Source organism: Mesorhizobium sp. BHbdii (assembly GCF_053848045.1).
The window spans coordinates 1-425 of sequence record NZ_JBSPKX010000252.1; the positions used below are offsets into that span (position 1 = coordinate 1).

The 425-nt window shown below is 68.9% G+C and carries 1 protein-coding gene; it reads right to left on the reverse strand.

What is annotated here, in order from left to right; all coding sequences use genetic code 11:
- Nucleotides 1-403, reverse strand: a 403-nt coding sequence (locus ACWTU8_RS32890; protein ID WP_455851384.1) for a hypothetical protein, incomplete at its 3' end; no start/stop codon positions are given.
- Nucleotides 404-425: the final 22 nt, after the last annotated feature.

Genomic DNA, 425 nt, shown 5'->3' on the forward strand with positions numbered 1-425 from the left:
CGATCGTGTCGGGCCCCGCATCACCGAACGCCGTCGCATTGGCGTCGAGCACATAATGGTCGGGCTGAACTTCGGGCGTGACGACGGTCACCAGGGCCAGTCCGGCGATAGCGCCGGCCAGCCCAATGCCGGCGAGCCCCAGCCCCAGCCACCAGAAGCGCTGACGCCGGCGCTGGACGACGTACCGGTCAGCGGTCAGCAGGATCGTGTCGTGCAGCGCCTTGCCGGGGTGCTCGACGCCATAACTGTCGAGCAGGGCGTCGAGCGTGTCGGCCCGTCGCGAAATGGCCTGGCCTGTCTCGCTTGAAGCAAAGGCGGCTGCCGCTTCGCGCTCCGCTTGCGGCCAGCGCCGCAGATTGCCGCCATAGGCTTCGGCCAGCGCCGCGAAACGCCTGGCGTCCATTGCCGGGCCGTCCTCGATATCT